This is a genomic window from Pseudonocardia sp. EC080619-01, from assembly GCF_001420995.1.
Taxonomy (GTDB): domain Bacteria; phylum Actinomycetota; class Actinomycetes; order Mycobacteriales; family Pseudonocardiaceae; genus Pseudonocardia.
The window spans coordinates 5,483,991-5,500,792 of record NZ_CP012184.1 but is presented as its reverse complement, the minus strand read 5'-3'; the positions used below and the strand labels follow the sequence as shown (position 1 = coordinate 5,500,792).

Sequence of the window (16,802 nt, the reverse complement as noted above, 5' to 3'; positions counted from 1 at the left end):
CTCAGCCCTCCCGGGTCGCGGACGCCGCGACCGGCCGGTCGTGCGACGTCCGCGGGGCCGCGTCGCCGGGGGCCGCCCGGCCGGCGTCACCGGCGGCGTCCGGCCCCGGGGCCGCGTCGGCGGGCCCGGCCTCCCGGGGGAGGACCTGGACGTGGGCGGGGTCGATCTCGACGTGCACCCGGTCGTGCTGGCGCACCGGGACCGACGCGTCCTGGGTCTGGACCTCCAGCGTCGGCCCGGCGTCGAGCGCGACCGAGCACCGGATGAAGGAGCCCTGGAACACGCTGACGGTGACGGTGCCGGGCCACGAGTTCGGGCCCGCGTCGCGCGGCTCGGTCCGCACCCGGACGTGCTCGGGCCGGATGCAGACGCTGAGGTCGTCGCCCGGCGGGACGACGGCGTCGGCGGCGATCTCGACGTCGTGACCGGCCAGCCGCAGCCGCCGCTCCCCCGCCCGCGGCGCGGCGACCGGGAAGATGTTCGCGACCCCGAGGAACTCCGCGATCGACGCCGACGCGGGGCTCCGGTAGGTCTCCACCGGCGTGGACAGCTGCGAGATCCGTCCGTGCTGCATGATCGCGATGCGGTCGGCGAGGGCCAGCGCCTCGCCCTGGTCGTGGGTGACGTAGATCGAGGTCAGCCCGAGCTCGAGCTGCAGCCGGCGCAGCTCCACCCGCAGGTCCTCGCGGAGCCGGGCGTCCAGGTTGGACAGCGGCTCGTCGAGCAGCATGACGTTCGGCTCCATCGCCAGGCTCCGTGCCAGCGCGACCCGCTGCATCTGGCCGCCGGACAGCAGGCTCGCGCCCTTGCCGGCGAGGTGCGCCAGCCCGACGAGCTCCAGGGTCTCCAGGGCCCGGGTGCGGATCTCGGCCTTCGGGCGCCGCTTCATCCGCAGCGGGAACGACACGTTCTCCAGCACCGTCATGTGCGGCCACACCGCGTAGGACTGGAAGACCAGGCCCACGTTGCGCTTGTTCGGTGCGACGTTGAGCCCGGCGGCCGCGTCGAACACGGTCGTCCCGCCGATCGCGATCGAGCCGCCGCTCGGGTCCTCCAGACCGGCGACGCAGCGCATCGTGCTGGTCTTGCCGCACCCCGACTGCCCGAGCAGCACCAGGGACTCGCCGTCGGAGATGTGGAGGCTGAGGTGCTCGACCGCGGTGAAGTCGCCGTAGGTCAGCGACAAGTCGTTGATCTTCACGTCCATGGTGTGTCCTCGGATGTGTGTCGGTTCACGGGCGGGGCGGACGGATCATGACCGGTCCGCCTCGCGGACCAGTGCGTCGAGGGCGACGGCTCCCTTCCCGCGTGGCCGGACGGCGACCGGGTTGACCTCCGCCTCCACCACGTCGGGCCGGGTCACGGCGAGCCGGGACACCGCGACGACGGTGTCGACGAGCGCGTCGATGTCCCCGGCCGGTCCGCCGCGGAACCCGCGCGCGATGCGCATGGCCGTCACCTCGCCGACCATCTCCCGGGCCACCTCGGCGGTGACGGGGGCGAGGCGCAGCGTCGAGTCGTCGTAGAGCTCGGCGTGCACGCCGCCGGCGGCGAGCATCACCAGCGGCCCCACCGACGGGCTCACCCGGTAGCCGACGAGCGCCTCCACCACCGCGTCACCGACCATCTCCTGCACCAGGAACCCGCCGAGCTCGATCGTGGGGTCGTGCGCGGCGACGTTCGCGGTGATCGTCCGGACGGCGCCGGCGAGCTCGTCGGGCCCGGTCACGCCGAGGACGACCGCACCGGCGTCGGACTTGTGCGGCAGCCGGTCCGACAGCGCCTTGACCACCACCGGCCAGGCGGGCTCCGCGGCGGGCGCGCCCGCGGCGTCGCACGTCGTGGCGGCGGGGAACGACACCCCGAGCCCGGCCAGGACGCCGGCCGAGTCGCTCTCGTCGAGCGTGCGGGCCGGGGCCTCGGCGGCGCCGGTGTCCCGGGTGCCGAGCACGGCGGGATCGACCGGGCGCCGGGCCATGGTCGCGGCGACCGCCTCCGCGCAGGCCTCCGCGGTGCGGAAGGCGGGGACGCCGGCGTCGTTCAGCATGCGGAGCGACTCGAGCGCGTCCGGCAGCGCCCAGGCGGCCAGCGGCACCTCGCCGCCGGCGGCCGCCTCGGCGATCGCGGACACCGCGAGCTCGGGGTTGAGCCGCGCCGAGGAGCCGACGACGAACAGGACGAGATCGAACTCCCCGCTGGAGCGGAGCACGTCCAGCGCGCCGAGCACGAGGTCGTGCCGGGTGCCGGCGAGCGTGAGGTCGACGATGAGGTTCTCGGCCACGTCGAGGCCGAGCGCGGCGAGCCCGCGGAACACCGCGGGGCTCGGCCGGGCCACGGTGACGCCGCGGGTCTCCAGCTGGTCGACGACGATCGCGGCGCCGCCCCCGGTGGAGGTGATCACCCCGATCCGGTCGGCACGGACCGGCCCGGGCGGGCCGATCCGCCGCTGCAGGGCCTCGGCCTCGATGAGCGCCTCGAAGTTGTCGACCCGGGCGAACCCGCAGGCGCGGAAGAAGGCGTCGGCCTCGTCGTCCTCGCCGGCGAGCGCCCCGGTGTGCGACACCGACAGGGCCGCGGCCGCGTCGCTGCGGCCCAGCTTGTAGACGGTGACCGGCCGGCCGCGCTCGGCGGCGGCCGCGGCGAACCGGGCCAGCGGGCCCGCGTTCTCCATCGACTCCACGAACAGCGTGTACGAGCCGATCTCGGGGTCGTCGAGGGTGGCCTCACAGATCTCGCCGAGGGTCAGGTCGACCTCGGAGCCGGTGGAGACGAACCCGGCGAAACCCAGGCCGCGGGCCTTCGCCCGGGTCATCAGCGCGCCGATGACGCTGCCCGACTGGGACGCGACGAACGACGGCCCGACGGGCAGGTCGGGTTCGGCGAACGCGGCGTTCGCGGTGAGCAGCATGCCGTTGCGCGGATTGACCACGCCGATGCTGTTCGGGCCGACGACGCGGACGCCGTACCGGCGGGCGACGTCGAGCAGCGCGTCGAGCCGTTCCCGGCCCTCGGGCCCGCCCTCGCCGAAACCACCGGACAGCACCGTCACCAGCGGCACCCCGGCCTCGCCGCACTCGCGGACCGTGTCGACGACGCGCGCGGTGTCGGTGAGGACGAAGACGTGGTCGGGGACCTCCGGGAGCGAGGCGATGTCGGGCCAGGCCCGCTCCCCCAGCACCGTCTCGCGGCGCGGGTTGACCGGGTAGACGCCGCCGGTGAAGCCGGCCTCGCGCAGGAACCGCAGTGGGCGCGCGGTCGTCTTCCGCGCGTCGTCGGAGGCGCCGACGATCGCGACGGAGCGGGGGGCGAACAGCGCCCGGCCCACGTCGGACCGTGCGGGCCCCTCGGCACCGGCCGGGCGGTCGGTCAGCTGGGTCATGCCGCACCCCGGCAGAGGGCGTCGGTGCGGGCGACGACGTCGAGCGAGGCGAAGGTCCACAGCTCGGCGGCGAGCCCGGTGGCGGCGTCGCGCCCGAGCACCGGCGCGGCGAGCCGGACCAGCTTCGCGGTCATCTCGTCGTCGCTGACCGGGTTGCCCGGCTCGCCGTACGGCGTCGGGACCCGCTCGGTGAGCTCCCGCCCGTCGTGCAGGGTCAGCGTCACCACGGCGGTGCGCAGCACCGGGTAGTCCGCGTCGGCCTGCTCGTCGGCGCGGACGTGGACCCGGCCGACGAGATCGAGCAGCGCCGGGTCGCGGCGGGCGCCGGGACCGAACTCGGTGAGGCCCACCTCGTCGTGGACGAGGGCGGTGGCCACCGCGAACGGGATGCTCATCTGGGCGTCGAGCAGCGAGTCCACCTCGGTGCTCGCGTGGTGCGAGGCGACGGTGTAGGTCGCGACGTCGACCCGCGCGACGTCGGCGACGGTCACCCCGTGCTCCGCGCGCAGCGCCAGCACGGCGTCGATCGGGCCGTGCAGGTGCCGGCAGGACGGGTAGGGCTTCACGTAGGAGTCGAGCACGACCCACCGCTCCCCCAGCCCGTCGAGCAGGGTGCCGGCGTCGAAGCCCCCGTCGGCGAACGCCTCGACGTAGCCGTGCCGGGTCTCCAGGATCGGGCGCGGCCCGGTCACACCGGCCTCGGCGAGCTCGACGCTGACGATCGCGTCGCGCGCGGCCTTGCCCGGGTGCACCCGCTTGACCTCGGCGTTCTTGCCGAGGAACGCGAACAGCCCGCCGGCGTGCGAGGCCGCGACACCGAGCGCGTCGTGCAGCCGGTCGGCGTCGAGGCCGTGCAGGACGGCCACCCCGCAGGTGGCGCCGACGACGCCGGCGAGCGGGGTGTTGTGGAAGTGGTTGCGCCACGTCGCGGGGTGCCCCGCGGCGGCGAGCCGGGACACCGCCTCCAGGGCGACGGCGAGCGCCCGCATCGTCGTGGTGGTGTCGCTGCCCCGGGCCTCCGCCGCGGCGAGCACGGCCGGGAAGCAGACGCTGCTCGGGTGCACGCTGCCGGGGGTGTAGCCGTCGTCGACCTCGAGGCTGTGGGCGCTCGTGCCGTTGAGGAACGCGGCACCGGGCGCCGAGACCGGCCCGAGGCCGATCGCGGTGGCGGTGCGGCCGGTCGTCCCGTAGGTGCCGGCGACGTGGGTCGCGACCGCCCGCGCGACGTCGGTCGCCGAGCCGGGGACGACGGCGGCGACGTAGTCGACGAGCAGGCGGCGCACGTGGTGCTCGACCTCGGCGGGCAGCGGCGCCGCGGCCGCGGCGACGACCCAGTCGACGAGGACGTCGGTGGCGCCGTCGAGCCCGCGCTGCGCCTGCGGTGCGGTGGTGCCGGTTCCGGTGATGCTCACGCGCCCGCCCCCGCCCGCTGGTCGAAGCGGCGCCCGAAGACGGAGCCGGCGATGGTGTTCTTGAGGATCTCGACCGAGCCGCCGGCGATCATCCAGCCGCGGGTGCGGCGGACGATGTACTCCAGCGGGTACTCCTGGCTGTAGCCCGAGGCCCCGAAGACCTGCATCGCCTCGTTGGCGACCTGGAAGGCCGTCCGGTTGGCGTGCAGCTTCGCGATCGCCGCCTCGGTCGCGTCCGGTGCGCCGGCGTCGGCGTTGGCGACCGCCCGCAGCAGCAGCATCCGGGCCGCGTCGAGCTCCACCCTCATGTCGGCGAACTTCCACTGCAGGCCCTGGAACTCGCAGAGGTCCTTGCCGAAGGCCTTGCGGACCTTCGCGTGCTCGACGGCGCGCTCGTAGGCGGTCTCGGCGAGCGCGAGCGCCCGCGAGGCGTTGCCCATCCGCTCCACGCCGAAGATCGACAGCATGCTGCGCAGCGCGCCGCTGTCGGCGAGGACGTACTCCTTCGGCACCCGGCAGCCGTCGAAGAACAGCTGGCAGTGCGACTCGCCGCTCATGTGCAGCTCACGCTTGCCCCGGGTGAAACCGGGGGCGTCGAACGGGACGAGGACCGCCCCGATGTCGCGCGACGACGGGCCGAACCGGCACCAGACGACCGAGTGCGTCGCGTCCGGGCCGTGCGAGTTCCAGCACTTCTGGCCGTCGAGCACGACGTGGTCGCCCTCGTAGCGGGCGGTCGTGCGCAGGTCGGTCAGCGCGCTGCCGGCGTCGGGCTCGCTCATCCCGGCGGTCACGAGCGCCTCGCCCCGCAGCAACAGCGGCAGCACCTCGCGGCGCACGTGCTCGGAGCCGAACTTCGCGACCTGGCGGATCGCGCCGAAGTTGCTCGCCTGCAGCGCGTCGGCGCTGTGCGGGCAGACCTTGGTGATCGCCATCATCACGAGCACCGCGTCGAGCAGCGAGGCGCCCTGCCCGCCGACCTCCACGGGCAGGGTGAGCCCGGTCAGGTCGTGGTCGGCGAGGACCTTGAGGGAGTCCCAGGCGAATCCGTCGCGCTGGAAGGCCCGCGCGCCGAACTCGCGTTCGGCGAGCTTGGAGACGGACTCCACGAGCGTGGTCTGCTCGGGGGTGAGGCCGAAGTCCATGGTGGTCGTTCCCTCTCGTCGTACGTCGGTGCTGAACAGCGGGGTGCGGGCCGGGATCAGGCCGGGCCGGTCCGGTCGGTGACGGCCGCGGCGGCTCCGGCCGCGTCGAGGCCGGGGAGGTCGGCGGCCAGCTGCCACAGGCGGTCGGCGGCGGCGCGGGCGTCGGGCACCGCGGCGACCTCCAGGCAGCCGAGTAGCTTGCGGTCGACGGCGTCGCGGCCGGGCCGGGCCGCGCCGGCGCCGGGCATGGCGGCCTCCGCGACGTCGTGGACGCCGTCGGTGGTCTCCAGCTCGACCCGGGCGCCGGACATGACGGCGCTCTCGGGGAGGTCCTGGCGGACCTCGACCAGGGCGGCCGCGGCGGCCACGTCGGCGCGGCCGAGGTCGCGGCGCAGCGTGCCGAGGTCGTAGCGGCCGGTCACCCAGAGCGCGGCGAGCTGCCACGGCAGGGAGAACTGGACGTCGACCAGCGGGGTGCCGCGGTCCTGCCACGGCCGGGCCACCAGCTCGTAGGCGGACCCGGCCGGCAGGTGCGCGACGATCCGGCGCACCGTGTCCGCGCCGGGCCTGCGGGCGTGCAGCTGCTCGGCCGCGGCCAGCGCGGCGTGGGTGTAGCGGCAGGCCGGGTACGGCTTGAGGGCGACCGCGTCGAGCTCGGCGGGCCCGGCGAGCAGGCCGGACAGCGTCAGGTCGGAGCCGGGCAGCACGCCGAACGTCCCGCCGAGCCAGCCGGCCGGTCCGGCGACACCGGCCCGGGCGAGCGACGCCGCCGTCAGCCCGTGGGCGGCGGCGAGACCGGGCTGGAGCCGCTTCGCGACCGACCCGTCGACGACGGCCTGCCGGGTCGACGGCGCGAGCGCCGCCCCCAGGCACAGCCCGATCGCGTCGCCGGTCGCGGCCTCGTCGAGCCCCCAGACCGTCGCCGCCGTGGCGGCGGCGGCGAGCGCCCCGAGGCCGGCCGTGCGGATGACCCCGTGCCGTGGGCCGGTGAGCCGGGCCAGCCGGGACAGCAGCTGGACGCCGGTGGCGAGCCCGTCCAGGACCCGCTCCCCCGGCGCCGGTGCGGTCGCCAGCGCGGCCAGCGCCGCCGGGACGACGACGGCGGCGGTGTGCACGACGGCCTCGTCGTGGGTGTCGTCGAAGTCCCAGGCGTGGATCAGCGTGGACAGCGCGGTCGCGGCCTGCGGCGCGGCGAGGCGCAGGTCCGTCCACGGCACCGCGACGGTGCCCGGGGAGACGGCGGCGAGGCCGTCGAGCACCCGCCGGGCGTCGTCGTTCGCGGCGCCGGCGGCGGCGAGGCCGAGCGCGTCCACGAGGAGGTGCAGGAGCTGGTCCCGGTGCTCCGGTGTCAGTCCGGCCCACCGGCCCGGTGTCGACGGTGTCGACGTGGGGACGGGTGTGCTCACCACGGTGCGGGTCACCCTGCTGCCTCCTGCGCTGGTCGGCGGGCCTGTCAGCCGGTGATCGGGGTCACCCGGCCGGCGGACAAGAGGCAAACACGACCATGGAACGCGGGTCAATAGATTCTATAAAATCTAGTCACCTGACCATGGAAAGTACCGACGTGCTACGTTCACCCCGCGCCGCGGTCCGTCCTGCGGAGCCGTGCCGAAACCAGGCCGAACCCGGGCCGAAGCCTGCCGACCGACACCAGGAGCGCCGCAGCCGATGAGCGAGATGGACGCGCCCCCGAAGTCGCGCACGGCCTACGTGCTCGACCGGCTCAAGGCCGATCTCCAGCAGGGCGTCATCAACCCCGGCGACCAGCTGCGGCAGACCGCGATCGCGAAGCGCTACGGCGTCAGCCCCACCCCGGTCCGCGAGGCGCTGCGGATCCTCGCCGCCGACGGCACGATCGAGTACACGAGCCACCGCGGCGCCACCGTCCGCGACTTCACGCCGGAGATGGCGCAGGACCTCTACCGGATGCGCGCCGAGCTGGAGGGCCTGGCCTGCGAGGTCGCGGCCGAGCGCATGACCGACGAGGGCTACGCGGCGATCGTCGCCGCGAACGACCGGCTGGTCCGGGCCACCGCCGAGGGCACCGAGCCGGCGACGCTGTCACTGCTCAACAAGGACCTCCACTTCACCATCTACGAGAGCACGTCGTCGGTGATGATCGAGGGCATCCAGCTGCTCTGGGCCCGGTTCAAGCCCTCGGTGACGCTGTGGGGGGTCACCGAGTTCAGCCGGGCGCTCGACCACGACCACGACGCGATCCTGGAGGCCCTCGGCCGCCGGGACGGGCCCGCCGCCCGGGCCGCGATGCACGCCCACGTCATGCACGCGTGGGAGCTGCGCCAGACCAGCGAGGAACTGCGTGCCACCGGGCCGGTGAGCGGGGACGCCCCCGGCTCCGCGGCCTCCTGACCACCTCCGGTGGAGCGTCCCCGGCCCCGCTCGCTGCGCGCGCACTGGTTCCCGTGCCTGGTACTCGCCACGCTGCTCTCGCACGCCGTGCTCGCCGGCGTCCGCACGCTGATCTCCTACCGGGCGCTCGCGCTCGGCGGTGACGCGGTCACCGTCGGCCTGATCACCGGCGCGTTCGCGCTCCTCCCCCTCGTCGTCGCGCTGCAGATCGGGCGCGCGGTCGACCGCGGCCGCGGGGTCCTCGTCGTCCGGCTCGGGCTGGTGCTGACCGTCGTCGCGGTGCTCGTGGCCGCGGTGAGCCCGTCGGCGGCGTTCCTGATCGGTGCCAGCGCGGTCCTCGGGCTGGGCCAGATCCTGCACACGGTCGCGTGCCAGAGCCTGATCCCGCTGTGGTCCCCTCCGGAGAAGGTCGACGCCCGGTTCGGGCAGCTGACGCTGGGGGTCTCGGCCGGGCAGCTGGTCGGGTTCCCCGTCGCCGGGTTCGTCGCGACCCTCACCAACGGCGGGACGACGACCGGCGAGCAGCTCGCCACCACCCCGGCCCTGCTCGTGATGGCCGGGCTCGCCGCGCTCGCCGTGCCGCTGGCGTTCTGGTTCGTCCCGGCCGAGCGCATCCGGGTCAGCCGCGCCGAGGCCGCGGCCGCCCGGCAGAGCACCCTGGCGATCCTCGGCACCCGGGGCATGAAGCCGGCCGTCTACTCCAGCCTGACCGTCCTGACCGGGATGGACCTGCTCATGGCCTACCTGCCGCTGCTGGGGCAGTCGATGGGCCTGGGCGTCGGCACGGTGACGATGCTGCTCACCGTGCGCAGCGTCGCGTCGGTGGTCTCCCGGGCCGCGATGCCGCTGCTGCTGCGGACCGTCCCGCGGCGGGCCCTGCTGGTCTCGGCCACCCTCGCCTCGGGCGTCCCGATGGCGCTCGTCCCGCTCACCGCCGACGTCGTGCTGCTCACCCTGATGATGCTCGTCGTCGGCTTCTTCTGGGGGCTGGGCCAGCCCCTCACCATGTCCTGGGTGACGACCGTCGCCGACCCGCACAACCGCGCGGCGGCGCTGTCCGTGCGGCTGGCGGGCAACCGCATCGGACAGGTCGTCGTGCCGCTCGCCGCGGGCGGGCTGGCCGGCCTCACCGGCGTCGGCGCGATCTTCCACGCGGGCGGGCTGCTGCTGCTCTCGTCCGCGGTGTGCACCCTGGTCACCACGCGCGAGCCGCCCGCCGGTCCGGGCGGGTGACGCGCACCCGCCCCGGACCTCACCCCGCGGGCGTCACTGCTTGGCGTAGTCGGCGAACCCCTGCCAGTCGATGACGACGCAGGGCTCCTCGCCGAGCACCCACGCGTCGTGCCCCGGCGGCGCGATCATGAAGTCCCCCGGGCCGTAGGTCTCCTCCTCGCCGTCGTCCATCCGGACCGTGATCCGGCCGGAGATCACGTAGCCCATGTGGGCCGCCTCGCAGCTGTCGGTCCCGGCGATCGGGGCGACGTGCTGCGACCAGCGCCAGCCCGGGTTGAACGTCGCGCGCCCGACGCCGCCGGCGGCGACGTTGACCAGCTCGAGCCGGCCCGAGTCCCCCTCGAACGGGCGGACCTCCTCGGGGTCGTCGAGGCTCATCCTCACGAGTCGTGCCATGACAGTCCCTGCCTCTCGATCGTGGGATCCCGGGGCGGCGGATGCGCGGCGGGAGATCTCCCGGCCGTCGCCGGAGGGATCGGTGAGCACGCCCGGGGTCCGGGGGCACGTCGGAGGAGTGCGTCCGACGCTACGCCGGTGGGCAACCGCCGATCGGCCCATCGACCGGCGACGGCGGTCAGCCGGCGCCGTCGCCCGCGCACACCCGGGCGGCCTCGACGAAGTGCCCGACGGCCGCCGAGCGGTCCCGGCGCCGCCACGCCACCTGCAGCGCCACCGTCGGCACCGCACCGGACAGCGGCCGGAACTCCACCCCCGGCGGGCGCAGGTTCGCGTAGTACGACGGCTGCAGCGACACCCCGATCCCGGCCGCGACGAGGCTGAGCTGGGTCTCGATGTCGGCGCCCTCGGCGACGATCGTGGGTGAGAACCCGTGGTCGCGGCAGTAGCCGGTGATGATGTCGAAGAACTCGGCCCCCAGCGGGCGCGGCCACAGCACGAACGACTCCCCCGCCAGATCGGCGGCGTCGACGGTGTCGTGGACGGCCAGCGGATGGTCGCCGGGAAGCACCACCAGCAGCGGTTCGGCGACCAGCTCCTCCACGGTGACCGCGGTCGTCGGGGCGGCCGCGCGGACCAGGCCGACGTCGAGGCGCTCCTCGGCCAGCGCGACCATCTGCGCGGCGGTGTCGTGCTGGGACACCTGCATCTGCAGGTCCGGGAACCGGGCACGGACCGTCCGCAGGATCCGCGGCGCGATCGAGGCCAGCGCGGTGCCCACCGAGCCGACGGCGAGCAGGCCGGTCGACCCCTCGGCGGCCTGCACCACACGGGTCCGGGCACGCTCGGCCTCGAACAGCACCCGCGGCGCGGCCTCCAGCAGCACCCGTCCGGCGGGGGTGAGCTCGGTGGCGCGGCTGGTGCGGTCGAACAGCGGCGTGCCGAGCGCCTTCTCCAGCGTGCGGACCTGCTGGCTCAGCGCCGGCTGGCTGACGTGCAGGCGGGCCGCCGCCCGACTGAAGTGCAGCTCCGAGGCGACGGTGAGGAACATCCGCAACTGACGCAGCTCGACGTCCATCGACCGATCATAAGGTCTTCCTTATCGGAGCATCGCGGCCCGCGATCACGGATCCGCCCCACGGCCGGGCACGTCCGGTCACGGTGGACGGTGTCTCCCGCACCCCGGCCCAGGAGCACCGCGTGAACTCCGATCATCCGTTCGTCGTCGTCGGCTGCGGCGGCCTCGGCTCCGCCGCCCTGTTCTGGCTCGCCCGCGCCGCCGCGCCCTATGCCCGGGTCCTCGGCCTGGAGCGGCACACGCTCGGCCACGACCACGGCGCGAGCCAGGACCACAGCCGGATCATCCGCCTCGCCCAGCACCAGGACGCCTACGCCGCGCTCGCCCCCGCCGCCTACGACGCCTGGCACCAGGTCGAGTGCCTCTCCGGCCAGACCCTGGTCACCGGGACCGGCGGGCTGGTGATCGAGGACGTCGAGGCCCGCCGAGGACTGGCCACCGGGGGCCGCGACATCGACGGCTACGTCGACGTCGCCGCCCGGCACGGCGTCGAGCTGGAGGTCCTCGACGCCGACGCGCTCACCACGCGCTGGCCGCAGTTCCGGCTGTCGGGCTCCGAGCGCGCCGTGTACCAGCGCCGCTCCGGGATCGTCGACGCCCGCCGCGCGAACGCCACGCACGTCGCGCTGGCCCGCGGGTACGGCGCCCAGGTCCGCGAGCACACCCCGGTCCGGGCGGTGCACGACGCGGGCGGGCACGTCGAGGTCGTCACCGACGACGAGGTCTACCGCGCCGAGCACGTCGTCGTGACCGCGGACGCACGCACCAACGAGGTGCTCGACGGCCTGCTCCCGGCACTGCCGCTGACCGTCACCCAGGAGCAGGTGACCTACTACGCGACGCCGAACCTCCTCGAGTTCTCGCCGGAGCGGTTCCCGGTGTTCATGTGGCACGGCGCGGAGAACTACTACGGCTTCCCGGTGTACGGCGAGGTCGCCACCAAGCTCGGCCAGCACATGGGCGGCCCCGAGGTCACCGCCGACACCCGCACCTACGAGCCGGACCCGTTGCGCCGCAAGCGCCAGGAGGAGTTCCTCGCCGAGCACGTCCCCGGGATGCTCGGGCCGGAGCTGTACACGAAGACCTGCCTGTACACGATCCCGCCCGACCAGGACTTCGTGCTGGACACCGTGCCCGGCTCGCCGCGGGTGAGCGTCGCGGTCGGGGCCGGGCACGCGTTCAAGTTCGCCTCGCTGCTCGGCCGGATCCTCGCCGAGCTGGCCACCACCGGCCGCACCCGGCACCCGGTCGGCCGGTTCGCGCTCGACCGGCCCGCCCTGACCGAGCCCGGCCACGGCAGGACGTTCCATGTCTGACGCCGCACTCCTGACCCGCCGGCCCGGGCTGTCGCTGCCGCAGGCCGCCTACACCGACCCGGCCGTCTTCGCCGCCGACCTGGACCACGTGTGGGCCACCGGGTGGCTGTTCGCCGGCCACACCTGCGAGCTGGCCCACCCCGGCGACTACGTGACCCGCGACGTCGGCCGGGACCGGGTGATCGTCGTCCGCGGCGAGGACGGCGCGCTGCACGCCCACCACGACGTCTGCGCGCACCGCGGGTCACGGCTCACCACCGCCGACCGCGGCTGCGTCCGCGCGTTCGTCTGCCCGTACCACCAGTGGGTCTACGGCACCGACGGCCGGCTGCGCTCGGCCCGGCTGATGGGCACCGGCTTCCCGGTCGGCGACTACCGGCTCGCCCCCGTCGCCGTCCGCGAGATCGAGGGGCTGGTGTTCCTCTGCCTGGCCCCCGACCCGCCGGACATCGAGGGGTTCGCCGCGGCGCTGGCCCCGCAGCTCGCCCCGCACCGGCTCGCCGACGCCCGCGTCGAGACACGCCTGTCCTACCGGGTCGCGGCCAACTGGAAGACGCTCGTGGAGAACAACCGCGAGTGCTACCACTGCCGCGGCAGCCACCCCGAGTTCACGCTGTCCAACTTCGACCACGGCGTGAACGGCGATGTCCGGTCGAGCCCGCGCTACGAGGCCGCACTCGCCGACGCCAGGGCGCGGTGGACGCGGCGCGGGCTGCCCGGCGAGGAGGTCAGCTTCCCCGGCGGCGCCTGGTACCGGACCGCCCGGCTCCCGCTGCGCGACGGGTTCGTCACCGAGTCCCTCGACGGCCGCCCCGTCGCCCCGTTCCTCGGCACGCTGACCGCGGAGGACGCGGGCAGCCTGCGCATCGTGGGGCTGCCGGACCTGTGGGCGCACGCCAACTGCGACTACGCGGTGACGACCCGGCTCTCCCCCGTCGACGCCGGCACCACCGACGTCGAGGTCTGCTTCCTGGTCCGCGCCGACGCCTCGGGCGTCGACACGGACGCGCTCACCGCGGTGTGGCGCTCGACCTCGGAGCAGGACTGGGAGCTGTGCGAGAACAACTACGCCGGGATCGCGTCGCGCGGGTACCGGCCGGGGCCGCTCTCCCCGGTCGTCGAGGCGTCCGTGGAGGGGTTCCTCACCTGGTACACGGCCGCCCTGGACCGGGGCCGCGCCGCCTCGGCCTGATCCATCCCCCGGCGGGCACCCGGGGTGCGACGGGGGCCTGCCGGGTGGTGTGTGCGACCGCCCTCACTCGGGCGTACGACGCCGGTCGACCGGGGACGAGTGCCCCGCCACACCGGCGGATCCCCGCCCCGGTACCAGCGGTAACGTCGATGTCGAGACCCCGGGGCCCCGCCCGGAAGAGCGGCGGGCCGGGCCGGGGAGTGGAGGTGTCGGATGACGGGTGAGTCGCCTGCGGAGCGCGAGATCCTGCTGCACGGCCAGCGGGTCAGCTACCGCGAGACCGGTGCGGAGCACCGGCGTGCCGTCCTGCTCGTGCACGGCCTGGCGGGCAGCTCGTCGACCTGGGCGCCCGTGCTCGCCCCGCTCGGGCAGCACCTGCACGTGATCGCCCCGGACCTGCTGGGTCACGGTTCCAGCGAGGCCCCGCGCAGCGGCGACTACTCCCTCGGCGGGTTCGCGACCGGCCTGCGCGACCTGCTCGTGGCCCTCGGCATCGAGCGGGTGACGATCGTCGGGCACTCGTTCGGCGGCGGCGTGGCGATGCAGTTCGCGCACCAGTTCCCCGAGTACGTGGAGCGGGTGGTGCTGGTCTCCAGCGGCGGCCTCGGCCACGACCTCGCCCTGGCGCTGCGCGCAGCCAGCCTGCCCGGCACCGAGCTGGTGCTGCGGTCGGCGGCGTCGCTGACCCCGCGCTGGATGCGCCGCACCGTGCACCGGATCGCGCACCGGGTGGGCAGCGTCCCCGCCTCCGACGTCGACGGCGTGCACGCGGCCTGGGAGTCCTTCGCCGACCGCGGCACCCGCGGTGCGTTCGTGCACACCGCCCGCGGCGCGCTCGAACCGTCCGGGCAGCGCCTCGACGGCGCGCAGCGCCTGCACCTGCTCGACGAGGTCCCGGTGCTGCTGGTCGGCGGTGACCGGGACAAGGTCATCCCGCTGGAGCACACCCTCGCCGCACACGAACGCCTGAGCGGCAGCAGGCTGGAGGTCTTCCCCGGTGCCGGGCACTTCCCGCACGCCGAGCAGCCGTCGCGGTTCGCCGCGCTGCTGCACGAGTTCGTCGACGGCACCGCACCCGCCGACGGCGGCCGCGACGCGGTGCGGCGGCGGATCCTCGGTCTCCCCCGGCTCGGCGCCGCCCCCGACGACCTCGCCGCGGATGGCATGGCGCGCTGAGCGCCCACCTCACCCGGGCGTCACCGCGACGTCCAGCTCGTCGCCGTCGGCGGTGAGCCGGACGGTCCCGCCGGGCCGCAGGTCCCCGGACAGCAGCAGCCGGGACAGCCGTCGCTCCACCTCGCGGCCGATGGTGCGGCGCAGCGGCCGCGCGCCGTGCTCGGGCCGGTGCCCGCGGCGGGCGAGGAGGTCGATCGCGGCGTCGTCCGCGTCGAGGGTGACGCCCTGGGCGCGCAGCCGCTCCCCCGTCTCGGCCAGCATCATCTCCACGATCCGGTGCAGCTGCGCCGGGGTGAGCGGGGCGAACAGCACGATCTCGTCGATCCGGTTGAGGAACTCGGGCCGGAAGTGACCGCGGGCGAGCGCCAGCAGCGGCTCGCGGACGTCGTCGAGCGGGGTCCCGGCCGTGGCGGCGGCGAGCAGCTGCTCCGAGCCCAGGTTGCTCGTCATGATCACGATGGTGTGCCGGAAGTCGACCGTGCGGCCGCGGGCGTCGGTCAGCCGGCCGGCGTCGAGCACACCGAGCAGCGCCGAGGTGACCTCGACGTGTGCCTTCTCGATCTCGTCGAGCAGCAGGACGCAGTACGGGGTGCGGCGGACGGCCTCGGTGAGGCGGCCGCCGTCGTCGTGCCCGACGTAGCCGGGCGGTGCGCCGATCAGCCGGGACACCGACGCGCGGTCGGTGTACTCGCTCATGTCGAGGCGCACGATCCGGTCGGGCGAGTCGAAGAGCGCGTCGGCGAGCGCCCGGGCCAGCTCGGTCTTCCCGACCCCGCTGGGCCCGAGGAACAGGAACGACCCGACGGGCCGGTCCGGGTGGCCGAGCCCGGCCCGGCCGGCACGGACGGCGTCGGCGACGGCCTCCACGGCGTCGTCCTGCCCGACGACGCGGGCGTGCAGGTGGTCCTCCAGCGCGAGCAGCCGGTCGCGCTCGTCGGTGCCGAGCCGGGCGACCGGGATGCCGGTGCGCCGGGAGACGATCTCGGCGACATCGTCGGCGGTGATCTCCGGGCGCCCGCCGGACGGGGACGCGGCACGCAGCCGTTCCAGCTCCCGGGTGAGCATCGCGGCCCGCTCGAAGTCCTCGGAGTCGACCGCCACCTCCCGGGCCCGGCCCAGCTCCTCCGCCTGCCGCGCGGCGGCACCGGCCGCGGCGTCGCCGCCCGCGGTGCGCATCCCGGCCCGGGCGGCGGCCCGGTCGAGGAGGTCGATCGCCTTGTCCGGCAGGAACCGGTCCGGGAGGTAGCGGGCGGACAGCGCGACCGCGGCGTCGAGCGCGCCGTCGGTCAGCCGGACGCCGTGGTGGCTCTCGTACCGGGCGCGCAGCCCGTGCAGGATCGCGACGGTCTCCGGCTCGGTCGGCTCGGGCACCGGGACCGGTTCGAAGCGCCGCTCCAGCGCCGCGTCCCGTTCGATGTGGCGGCGGTAGTCCTCGGTGGTGGTCGCGCCGATCATCCGGAGCGCGCCGCGGGCGAGCACGGGCTTGAGGATCGACGCGGCGTCCATCGCGCCCCCGTCGGCGGCGCCGCCCGCTCCGACGACCAGGTGCAGCTCGTCGACGAACACCACGATCCGCCCGTCCGCGGCGACCACCTCGTCGATCACCGCGGTGAGCCGCTCCTCGAACTCGCCGCGGTACTTCGTGCCCGCCACCATCCCGGCGAGGTCGAGCGCGACCACCCGCACGCCGCGCAGGACCGCGGGGACCTCGCCCGCCGCGACCCGGGCGGCGATCCCCTCGGCGATCGCGGTCTTCCCGACGCCCGGTTCGCCGACCAGCACCGGGTTGTTCTTCGCCCGGCGGCCCAGCACCTCCAGCGCGGCGTCGATCTCGGCGGCGCGCCCGACGACGGGGTCCAGGCGCCCGGCGGCGGCGTCCGCGGTGAGGTCGCGGCCGAACCGGTCGAGCCCGCGGGTCCCCCGGCTCCCGGGTGGGCGACGGTCGGGGTCGGTGTCCTGGCCGGAGGTGCCGTCGAGGTCGCCCAGGGTCTCGAACAGCCGGCCGAGCAGCGGTTCGAGCGGGCCGAGCGCATCGCGGAACGGGTCCTGGGGCATGGCGGCCTCCTCCGGGCGGCCGTGCGGTACGTCCGCCCCTCCACGGAGAT

General features: G+C 75.2%; 13 protein-coding genes. 5 read left to right on the top strand and 8 right to left on the bottom strand.

The annotated features are described in order from the left end of the window. Nucleotide 1: 1 nt before the first annotated feature. Genes AD017_RS25745 through AD017_RS25725 form a run of 5 tightly spaced genes read right to left on the bottom strand, consistent with a single transcriptional unit; the run spans nt 2 to nt 7,357 of the window. On the bottom strand, nt 2–1,207 hold the full coding sequence (locus AD017_RS25745; RefSeq protein ID WP_082538302.1) for an ABC transporter ATP-binding protein: 1,206 nt from the start codon (nt 1,205–1,207) through the stop codon (nt 2–4). A 45-nt stretch (nt 1,208–1,252) separates the two neighbouring features. Further along, on the bottom strand, nt 1,253–3,379 hold the full coding sequence (locus AD017_RS25740) for an acetate--CoA ligase family protein (RefSeq protein WP_060575826.1): 2,127 nt from the start codon (nt 3,377–3,379) through the stop codon (nt 1,253–1,255). Continuing rightward, the gene (locus AD017_RS25735; RefSeq protein ID WP_010225721.1) at nt 3,376–4,791 is read right to left on the bottom strand and encodes an MmgE/PrpD family protein; all 1,416 of its coding nucleotides are present in this window, start codon (nt 4,789–4,791) and stop codon (nt 3,376–3,378) included. Before AD017_RS25735 ends, AD017_RS25740 begins: the two co-directional genes overlap by 4 nt. Beyond that, the gene (locus AD017_RS25730) at nt 4,788–5,936 is read right to left on the bottom strand and encodes an acyl-CoA dehydrogenase family protein (RefSeq protein ID WP_010225723.1); all 1,149 of its coding nucleotides are present in this window, start codon (nt 5,934–5,936) and stop codon (nt 4,788–4,790) included. Before AD017_RS25730 ends, AD017_RS25735 begins: the two co-directional genes overlap by 4 nt. 56 nt (nt 5,937–5,992) lie before the next feature. Continuing rightward, nucleotides 5,993–7,357, bottom strand: a complete 1,365-nt coding sequence (locus AD017_RS25725) for an MmgE/PrpD family protein (protein ID WP_060575825.1) — start codon at nt 7,355–7,357, stop codon at nt 5,993–5,995. 247 nt (nt 7,358–7,604) lie between these two features. Between AD017_RS25725 and AD017_RS25720 the strand changes: the two genes are divergently transcribed. Together AD017_RS25720 and AD017_RS25715 are read left to right on the top strand one after the other, a co-directional pair. Beyond that, a complete protein-coding gene (locus tag AD017_RS25720) occupies nt 7,605–8,306 on the top strand; it encodes a GntR family transcriptional regulator (RefSeq protein WP_010242450.1) in 702 nt (233 codons plus the stop codon). Nucleotides 8,307–8,315: 9 nt separating this feature from the next. Next, nucleotides 8,316–9,539, top strand: coding sequence for an MFS transporter (locus tag AD017_RS25715; RefSeq protein ID WP_010242452.1), 1,224 nt, complete (start codon nt 8,316–8,318; stop codon nt 9,537–9,539). A gap of 33 nt (nt 9,540–9,572) precedes the next feature. On the opposite strand, the gene AD017_RS25710 is transcribed toward AD017_RS25715, so the two are convergent. Together AD017_RS25710 and AD017_RS25705 are read right to left on the bottom strand one after the other, a co-directional pair. Further along, a complete protein-coding gene (locus tag AD017_RS25710) occupies nt 9,573–9,935 on the bottom strand; it encodes a cupin domain-containing protein (protein ID WP_029240046.1) in 363 nt (120 codons plus the stop codon). Between the two features lie 178 nt (nt 9,936–10,113). Then, nucleotides 10,114–11,013, bottom strand: coding sequence for a LysR substrate-binding domain-containing protein (locus AD017_RS25705; protein ID WP_060575824.1), 900 nt, complete (start codon nt 11,011–11,013; stop codon nt 10,114–10,116). A 122-nt stretch (nt 11,014–11,135) separates the two neighbouring features. Here AD017_RS25705 and solA point away from each other — a divergent pair, with 122 nt between their 5' ends. From solA to AD017_RS25690, 3 genes are all read left to right on the top strand, one after another. Then, nucleotides 11,136–12,329 (top strand): N-methyl-L-tryptophan oxidase, encoded by a 1,194-nt coding sequence (gene solA, locus AD017_RS25700; protein WP_227012585.1) that lies wholly within the window; start codon nt 11,136–11,138, stop codon nt 12,327–12,329. Further along, nucleotides 12,322–13,521 (top strand): aromatic ring-hydroxylating dioxygenase subunit alpha, encoded by a 1,200-nt coding sequence (locus AD017_RS25695; protein ID WP_060575822.1) that lies wholly within the window; start codon nt 12,322–12,324, stop codon nt 13,519–13,521. Before solA ends, AD017_RS25695 begins: the two co-directional genes overlap by 8 nt. A gap of 213 nt (nt 13,522–13,734) precedes the next feature. Beyond that, nucleotides 13,735–14,697, top strand: coding sequence for an alpha/beta fold hydrolase (locus AD017_RS25690; protein WP_075314313.1), 963 nt, complete (start codon nt 13,735–13,737; stop codon nt 14,695–14,697). Nucleotides 14,698–14,706: 9 nt separating this feature from the next. Here AD017_RS25690 and AD017_RS25685 read toward each other — a convergent pair whose 3' ends face one another. Beyond that, nucleotides 14,707–16,752: an ATP-dependent Clp protease ATP-binding subunit gene (locus AD017_RS25685; protein ID WP_060575821.1), complete on the bottom strand. Its 2,046-nt coding sequence runs from the start codon at nt 16,750–16,752 to the stop codon at nt 14,707–14,709. Nucleotides 16,753–16,802: the final 50 nt, after the last annotated feature.

Bases quoted from the DNA above. Each gene is read 5' to 3' on its own strand.
- AD017_RS25690 (WP_075314313.1), top strand. From the start codon at position 13,735: ATGACGGGTGAGTCGCCTGCGGAGCGCGAGATCCTGCTGCACGGCCAG.
- AD017_RS25730 (WP_010225723.1), bottom strand. From the start codon at position 5,936: ATGGACTTCGGCCTCACCCCCGAGCAGACCACGCTCGTGGAGTCCGTC.
- AD017_RS25705 (WP_060575824.1), bottom strand. From the start codon at position 11,013: ATGGACGTCGAGCTGCGTCAGTTGCGGATGTTCCTCACCGTCGCCTCG.
- AD017_RS25685 (WP_060575821.1), bottom strand. From the start codon at position 16,752: ATGCCCCAGGACCCGTTCCGCGATGCGCTCGGCCCGCTCGAACCGCTG.
- AD017_RS25720 (WP_010242450.1), top strand. From the start codon at position 7,605: ATGAGCGAGATGGACGCGCCCCCGAAGTCGCGCACGGCCTACGTGCTC.
- AD017_RS25745 (WP_082538302.1), bottom strand. From the start codon at position 1,207: ATGGACGTGAAGATCAACGACTTGTCGCTGACCTACGGCGACTTCACC.
- AD017_RS25710 (WP_029240046.1), bottom strand. From the start codon at position 9,935: ATGGCACGACTCGTGAGGATGAGCCTCGACGACCCCGAGGAGGTCCGC.
- AD017_RS25695 (WP_060575822.1), top strand. From the start codon at position 12,322: ATGTCTGACGCCGCACTCCTGACCCGCCGGCCCGGGCTGTCGCTGCCG.
- AD017_RS25740 (WP_060575826.1), bottom strand. From the start codon at position 3,379: ATGACCCAGCTGACCGACCGCCCGGCCGGTGCCGAGGGGCCCGCACGG.